Source organism: Nonomuraea basaltis (assembly GCF_005893125.1).
Taxonomy (GTDB): domain Bacteria; phylum Actinomycetota; class Actinomycetes; order Streptosporangiales; family Streptosporangiaceae; genus Nonomuraea; species Nonomuraea basaltis.
On sequence record NZ_VCJS01000039.1, the window covers coordinates 69,789 to 77,328 of the forward strand.

General features: G+C 71.3%; 6 protein-coding genes. 3 read left to right on the forward strand and 3 right to left on the reverse strand.

The window, feature by feature from the left end:
* Nucleotides 1-119: 119 nt before the first annotated feature.
* Genes EJK15_RS20305 through EJK15_RS20315 form a run of 3 tightly spaced genes read right to left on the reverse strand, consistent with a single transcriptional unit; the run spans nucleotide 120 to nucleotide 4,872 of the window.
* Complete coding sequence (locus EJK15_RS20305) at nucleotides 120-2,567, reverse strand: transglutaminase TgpA family protein (RefSeq protein ID WP_138712029.1); 2,448 nt, start codon at nucleotides 2,565-2,567, stop codon at nucleotides 120-122.
* The gene (locus EJK15_RS20310; RefSeq protein ID WP_138712030.1) at nucleotides 2,564-3,826 is read right to left on the reverse strand and encodes a DUF58 domain-containing protein; all 1,263 of its coding nucleotides are present in this window, start codon (nucleotides 3,824-3,826) and stop codon (nucleotides 2,564-2,566) included. Before EJK15_RS20310 ends, EJK15_RS20305 begins: the two co-directional genes overlap by 4 nt.
* Nucleotides 3,823-4,872: an AAA family ATPase gene (locus EJK15_RS20315; protein ID WP_420847075.1), complete on the reverse strand. Its 1,050-nt coding sequence runs from the start codon at nucleotides 4,870-4,872 to the stop codon at nucleotides 3,823-3,825. Before EJK15_RS20315 ends, EJK15_RS20310 begins: the two co-directional genes overlap by 4 nt.
* 396 nt (nucleotides 4,873-5,268) lie before the next feature.
* On the opposite strand from EJK15_RS20315, the gene mraZ reads away from it, so the two are divergent.
* The 3 genes from mraZ to EJK15_RS20330 all read left to right on the forward strand — a co-directional run bounded on the left by mraZ (nucleotide 5,269) and on the right by EJK15_RS20330 (nucleotide 7,453).
* Nucleotides 5,269-5,700 (forward strand): division/cell wall cluster transcriptional repressor MraZ, encoded by a 432-nt coding sequence (mraZ, locus tag EJK15_RS20320; RefSeq protein WP_138712032.1) that lies wholly within the window; start codon nucleotides 5,269-5,271, stop codon nucleotides 5,698-5,700.
* A gap of 216 nt (nucleotides 5,701-5,916) precedes the next feature.
* Entirely contained in the window at nucleotides 5,917-6,882 is a 966-nt protein-coding gene (gene rsmH / locus EJK15_RS20325; RefSeq protein WP_138712033.1) for a 16S rRNA (cytosine(1402)-N(4))-methyltransferase RsmH, read from the forward strand.
* Nucleotides 6,872-7,453 carry a hypothetical protein gene (locus EJK15_RS20330; RefSeq protein WP_138712034.1) on the forward strand — a complete coding sequence of 194 codons (582 nt, stop codon included), beginning with the start codon at nucleotides 6,872-6,874 and terminating at the stop codon, nucleotides 7,451-7,453. The genes rsmH and EJK15_RS20330 overlap by 11 nt, the downstream gene beginning before the upstream one ends.
* The last annotated feature ends 87 nt before the right edge of the window (nucleotides 7,454-7,540 follow it).

The window sequence follows — 7,540 nt, forward strand, 5'->3', positions numbered from 1 at the left end:
ACATACGACCGGGACGCCCGCCCCCGCTCCTGAGGCGACGGAGCAGGCGTCCGGGTCCAGAGACGACAGAGCGTGCGGCCGTTTCCCCAGGGAACGGCCGCACGCTCGATCGGTCCCCCTCAGGAGCCCTTCTGGGCTGCCGTCCGCCGCAACCTGATGGTCTCCAGCCAGTCGAACCCGTCGAGCAGGCGCTCCCCGAGGCCCCGCAGCCGCCGCAGCGTCGACGGGGGCAGCAGCACCGCCCGCACCCGCCTGCCGCGTGACACCGTGGCCGCCAGGGTCCGCCGTACCGCGCGCAGGTCCTTTTTCATGGGCCCGATCCGGCCGGGGTCCCTGGCGAACAGGACGCGCTCGACGGCCGTGGCGATGGCGGTGATGGCCGCCGCGGACGCGGAGTCGAACTCGTACTGCTGGGTCAGCCGCCGCGCGAGCGCCCGCGGCGTCTCGCTGGTCTCGCGGGCCATGCCGTAGTCGTACAGGATGTCGTCCAGCTCGGCCCAGGCGGCGGCGACCGCCGGATGCCGGCCCGCGGCACCCTCGCCCGACACCATCCTGGCCGTCAGCTCGTCGGACGGTTCCGACACCTTCCAGCCCAGGGTGCGCACGCGGCGGTTCCTGGTGATCAGCCGCACGCCGGCGGGGATCATCAGGAGCAGGAGCAGCGCCCCGGCGCCGATGCCGATCTTGCCGATCAGCGGCATCGAGTCGTCCGGCGGCAGCGTGCCGGGCGCGAGCTGGCTCTCGCGGTCCAGCGCGCGGGGGTTCTGCCGCTCCTGCGGGTCGACGGGGTCGTCGGCGGACGAGCTGGTCGACCCGGGCGTCGGCGTCGCGGCGTCGCCCGTGGCGCGGGGCGCGGGCTGCGTGTACGCAGGCACGCGCGCGCTGCCCTGGCCGAGCGCCCCCGACGGAGTCGGCTCGAACGGCAGCCAGCCCACGCCCTCGAAGTACAGCTCGGGCCAGGAGTGGGAGTCGCTCGTGGTGACCTCCCACCGGTCGCCGATCTTCGTACCGCCGGTGTAGCCGATCGCCACCCGCGACGGGATGCCCACCAGCCTGGCCAGCACCGCCATCGACGCGGCGAACTGCTCGCAGTAGCCGGCCCGGTCACGCGTCAGGAAGTCGCGCAGCGCCGAGTTGCCGTGCCCCTGCGTGCGCAGGGTGTAGGTGAAGTTGCCGGTCTTGGTGAAGAACTCCTGCAGCTTCACCGCCGCGTCGTAGGCCGACGTGGCGTTCGCGGTCTCCTGCTCGGCCAGCTGATAGATCTCGGGAGGCAGGTTCTCGGGCAGCTTCATGTAACGCTCGCCCGGCCCCGGCTGGGTGCTGTCCAGCGAGTCCAGCAGGTCCGCGGTCGGCTCCGGCTCGCTGGTGGCCACCTCGTACTCCAGGCCGGCGGCCACGTCGCGGGTGGAGAAGACCATCAGCGTGTCGACGTCCGCGCGCCAGTCGCCGTCCACCCGGATCTCCCTGGCCGGGTACGGCAGCGGAAGGAACGACAGGCGCTCGATCTCGTCGCTGATCTGGATGTTGCTCACCACGTTCTTGACCGTCGGCTTGTCGCTGAGGCCGGGCGGCTGCGGCAGCGGGCCGTTGTCCGTCCGGTTCTCGGGCGATCCCTTCGGCTGCGTCATGCCGAACTGCTGGCCGTCGAACGTGTCGAGTGCGAAGATCCGCAGGTAGCGGGGCTTGTCGTCGTTGTTGGTGTAGGTGAGGACGGTCCGCCGCTCGGGCAGCTCCAGCTGGCCCTTCAGGTTCGCGATCGGGTTGGGGATGCTGATCGAGTTGCCCTTGCCCCCGCCTGTGCCGCCCACGCCGAAGGTGAAGAAGGACACCGGCTCCATCGCCGGCAACAGCGCGGGCACCAGCACGGCCAGCGCGATCGCGGCGAACCCGATGCGCTTGCCCGACAGCCGCAGCCCGCTGGTGTCGGCGGAGACGCCCGCGGACGGCCCGCTCGTGGACGGTGGGGCGGCCAGGCGGGTCCGTCGCACCAGCACCGCCCGGCCCCAGTGGCCCACCCGCTCGCGCCCGTCGGCGAGCAGCAGCCCGACGAAGCCGAGCGCGGCGACGATGAACGCCGGCCAGCTGATCGGGTCGGGCAGGATCGTCGCCGGGACCGTGGCCAGCGCCAGCAGCGGCAGCCCGGCCAGCGCCGCCCGCCGCAGCCGCGCCGCGAGCAGGTCCACGGCGATCGCGATGAGCGCCACGCCGCCGACGGTCAGCAGCGTGATGCCCTCCGTCGTGGGCACGGGAGCGGCGAACCGCTGGATGTCGGCCCATCCGACGCCCGTCAGCCGGCCCAGCTCCACCACCGACCCCTTGGTCGGCACCAGCAGCCCCCACGCCTGCTCGGCGGCGAACGACGCGGTCAGATAGATCCACGTCGCGGCCACGCCCAGCAGCGGCGCCGCCCACGCCGGCAGCGACAGGCGGCTGCTCACCAGGCCGGCCGCCACTACGGCGAGCACGGCGCCGAGCGCCGACCAGAACCACGTCCCGCCCTCGAAGAGCGGGTAGAGCAGCACCGACGCGGTGAACGCGGCCACTCCGGAGGCGATCGTCAGCCTCATGCCGCACCTCCGGCGGGGTTGAGCGTGTATCTGCCGCCGTGGGCGGCGTCCTGCCAGACCGACGCGATCGAGGTGCCCGCGGGCAGCCGCACGATGCGCCAGCCGTACCCGGCCAGCACGGTCTGCACGGCCTGATAGTTCTCCGTCGACCCCGGGTCGCCGCCGTCCCATGTGCTCACGTCGAGCAGGACCGCGACCCCGGTGATGCCGCTGTGCCGCAACCTGGCCAGCTCCCTTGCCTCCTCCGCCTCCATCGCGCCGACCACGGCCACGATCAGCCCGTCGCCGCCGCCCTGGCGCAGCGCGGACACGCCCATCTCCAGCGAGCGGGCCGGGCTGTGCCGCACCACGGCGAGGGTGTCGAGCAGCGACCAGCTCAGGCCGGTGTCCGTCAGGTGCTCGGCGCCCAGGTCGGTCACCAGCCGCAGGCCGAGGCCCTCGCGGGCGAGGTGCACGCCGATCGAGGCCGCGGCCGAGACCGCCACCTCGAACGACGAGCGCGGCCCCTCGCCCCGGTGCGCGTGCCTGCGGGTGTCGAGCAGGAGCGCGCCGCGGCTCTGCCACTGCTGCTCCTCGCGGCGCACCATCAGCTCGCCGCGGCGGGCCGTCGAGCGCCAGTGCACCCGCCGCAGGTCGTCGCCCTGCCGGTATTCACGCGGCGCCACGTCGTCGTCGCCCGCCGCCGCCACACTCCTGGTACGGCTGTCGCCGCCGCCCGTCCACTCGCCCGACAGCCGTACGTGCGGCAGCGCCGCCACGTGCGGCGTCACCACGAGCGTGTCGCTGATCGTGAACGAGCGGGTCAGCTCCACGAGGCCGAACGGGTCGGCGATGCGGATGGACAGCGGGCCGATCGTGTAGCGGCCGCGCAGGTCCGAGCGCACCCGGTAGTCGATCTCCCGCACTCCCCGCGGCTCGACCCGGTCGAGCACGAATCTTGGCCGCACGCCCAGCGCGTACGGAACGGTGTCCTCGATGAGCAGCAGGCCGGTCGGCAGCCTGGTGACGTTCTCCAGCCGCAGGGTCACGGTGGCCTCGCCGCCCACCTCCGCCCTGGGCGGGTCGAGCCGCCTGGCGCAGCTCAGCCGGTAGCGGGTCCGCGCCACCACCATCGCAGCCAGCAGAGGCAGCGCCGTCACCAGCACCCCGATCCTGAACAGGTCGTTCTCGCCCAGGAAGAACGCCATCAGCAGCGCCGCGATCCCGGAGGCGAGGAACGACCTGCCCCTGGAGGTCAGCGCCCGCATTCCGGCCCTCACGACGCTCGCGTCTCCGGCACCGGCACGCGCCTGATCAGATCGGTCACCACCTGCTCGGGCAGCCGGCGCTGCCCCTGGGCCTCGATGCTGGGCAGCAGCCGGTGCGCCAGCACGGGAACGGCCAGGTCCTGCAGGTCGTCGGGGATGACGTAGTCGCGGCCCGCCAGCGCCGCGTGCGCCCTGGCCGCCCTGACCAGCTGCAGTGTGGAGCGGGGCGAGGCGCCCAGGCGCAGGTCGGGGGAGTTGCGGGTGGCCACGACGAGGTCGATGGCGTACTTCTTGACCGCCTGCGAGACGTACACGCTGCGGACGGCCTCGATCAGCGCGCGCACCTCCGACGTCGTCGCGACCGGCTCCAGCTTGTCCAGCGGGGAGGCGCCGCCGTGCACGTCGAGCATCTCCAGCTCGGCCGTCGGCTCCGGGTAGCCCATCGCGACCCTGGCGGTGAAGCGGTCGCGCTGCGCCTCGGGCAGGGGATAGGTGCCCTCCATCTCGATCGGGTTCTGGGTGGCGATCACCATGAACGGCGCGTCGAGGTGGTACGTCTCCCCGTCCACCGTCACCTGGTGCTCCTCCATGCACTCCAGCAGCGCGGACTGGGTCTTGGGGGAGGCGCGGTTGATCTCGTCGCCGACCACGATGTTGGCGAAGATGGGGCCGGGCTTGAACTCGAACTCCCGGGTCTGCTGGTTGTAGGCGCTCACACCGGTGATGTCGCTGGGCAGCAGGTCGGGGGTGAACTGCACCCGGCGGACGGGACAATCGATGGAACGAGCCAGCGCCTTGGCCAGCATGGTCTTGCCGACTCCGGGGACGTCCTCGATCAGGAGGTGGCCCTCGGCGAGCAAGACGGTCAGCGTGAGGCGGACGGCGTCGCTCTTGCCCTCGATCACCGATTCGATCGCCTCCCGGATCCGGTGGGCTGTGGTGACCAGCTCGTCGAGCTGGGGAGGGACGTCATGGGTTACTGCCACCAGGCCTCCATGAGAAGTGCGACGGCTGTCCCGGACGGTGCCATTGCGGGAGCCATGCCATTCCTTTTCCATTGTGTGTACGACCCTACGACGCTGTGGGTTCTCGAGCGACATTTGTGGATATTCCAGGGAACCTGGGCGATCTTCCCGTTCTTGTCACATAGCAGTGCGAATCTCATGACACGCTGCCTCACGCTCCGCTCCACTTTCCTCCACGGGGACCTTCGTGAAGCCCCGGACCCCCATTTCTGAGGTCTTTTCAACCCTCGACACGCCCATGAGGGTTGACCGGGGCCGTGCCGCCCTCCACCCTGCTCCATCGCGCTGACCTGCGGTAACGCAACGGAAACCAATGATGAAGACGGTTCGAATCAGTTGACGGTGGGGAGAAGTGGAGTATGGTGGTGCGCAGTGGAGGGCCCGGTGCGCCAGCGCTGAGCGCTTCACGAGGCACGGGAGGTGGGGCCGATGTTCCTCGGCACCCATCAACCGCGTCTGGACGACAAGGGACGGCTGTTCCTGCCGGCTAAGTACCGTGAGGAGCTGGCGGAGGGTCTTGTGATCACCAAAGGCCAGGAGCGATGCCTCTACGTCTTTCCTGTGGAGGAGTTCCAGCGCATTACCGAGGCTCTCAGCACCGCCCCGGTCACCGCCAAGGCGGTGCGTGACTACAGCCGCGTCTTCTTCGCCAGCGCATCCGACGAGAAGCCAGACAAGCAAGGGCGCGTCACGATCCCGCAGGGCCTGCGCCAGTACGCCGGCCTGGAGCGTGACTGCGTTGTCATCGGGGCCAACACCCGGCTGGAGATCTGGGACGCGCAGGCCTGGGACACCTATCTCAGTGCGCAGGAGCAGGCGTTCGCCGATCTGTCGGAGGAGGTGCTGCCAGGGATCTTGTAGTGACCACGGTCGATCCGTCGGTGATGTCGTTCGGCGAGGTCTCCACCCGCAACCACTGCCCGCCAGCTGATGCACCTTCCCCGGTGTCAGATGGCAGGCGTCCACGAAGAGGGTGCGGATGGGGACCTGGCCGGGCGGCGCCGGGTGGGGACCCAGGAATGACCGGCGATCGAGAACGCGTCATCCGCGAGCAAGGACGCGAGAGGGGGGTTGGAGATGCACGACAACGCTGGCACGGGCGGTCACGTACCGGTGATGCTCGATCGCGTTCTGGAGCTGCTCGGCCCCGCGCTGTCCGGCCCGGCACCGGTCGTCGTCGACGCCAACCTCGGCCTTGGTGGCCACTCGGAGGCCCTGCTCGCCGCCTACCCGGCGCTGCACCTGATCGGGATCGACCGCGACCCTTTCGCGATCGAATTCTCGACCCGCAGGCTGAGCCCGTACGCAGAACGGATCACCCTGGTCCACGCCTCCTCCGGCGACCTGTCCGAGGTGCTCGCCCACGCGGGGCGCACCACGATCAACGGAGCGCTGTTCGACCTGGGGGTCTCCTCGCCGCAGCTGGACGAGGCCGAGCGCGGGTTCGCCTACTCCTTCGACGCGCCGCTCGACATGCGGATGGACACCGAGCAGGAGTTGACGGCGGAGCAGGTGGTCAACACCTACTCCGCCGCGGAGCTGACGCGCATCCTGCGCGACTACGGCGAGGAACGATTCGCTCCGCGTGTCGCGCGCCTGATCATCAAAGAACGGGCTAAAGAGGCAATAACCTCAACCAAGCGGCTTGCGGACATCGTTCGCGAAGCGATTCCCGCCGCGACCCGGCGCACTGGGGGAAACCCCGCCAAGAGGACTTTCCAGGCGCTGCGCATCGAGGTGAACGCGGAGCTGTCCGCCCTGGAGGCGGCGCTCCCCGCGGCACTCGACGCGCTGGTGCTGGGTGGACGAGTGGTCGTGCTCTCGTACCACTCACTCGAGGACCGGCTCACCAAGCAGGCCCTCACGGCGCGAACCAGGGACACCAGCCCTCCCGGGCTGCCCGTCCCGCTGCCGGCTCACCAGCCGAGGTTCCGCCTGCTGACGAGGGGAGCAGAGCTCCCGAGCGAAGAAGAGCTCGCCCGCAACCCGCGGGCGGCCTCGGCCCGGCTACGGGCGGCAGAGAGGATTCGTGTTGACGACTGAGCAGGAGATCGGCCGGGGTGCGACCACCCGCCGTGCCGTGCCCAAGACGGGCACGCGCCGGCATCCGGCGCCGCACCAGTCCAAGCCGCGGCCCCGTCCTGACGCGCGCCCCAACCCCGACGGCACGCGGCCCGCCACGGCGGCCGCGGGCACGGCCACGCGGCCGGCGGCGGGCGAGCGGCCCGGCGCGGACGACCTGCGGACCGGGCGGCCGGTAGCGGAGGGCGAGCGGTCCGCGCGGCCGGGCCGTCCCGCGCCGCGGCGGCGTCAGGCGCGCCAGCGCGCGCCGTTCGTGCTGCTCGTCGTCGGGCTGATGTCCGGCGGCCTGGTCAGCCTGCTGCTGCTCAACACCATGCTGGCCCAGGACGCCATCACCGATGCCACCCTGCGTGAGCAGATCGCGGTGGCCCGGCAGGAGAAGGAGCAGATCGACCAGCTGTACCGGCTCAAGAACCAGCCCGAAGCCGTCGCCGAGCTCGCCGAGCAGCAGGGCTATCAGCCCGACTGGGACGACGTCAACGGCTGGAGCACCGCCGGTGACCGGGCCGGCCAGGTGGACACGGAGCGGTGAGGGACTCGGGCGGCAGGGGGCAGGGTCCCGGCCGCGGCGCTGGCGGCGCCGGCTCTCAGGGAGGGCCTGGCGCCGTTCGTCGTACGC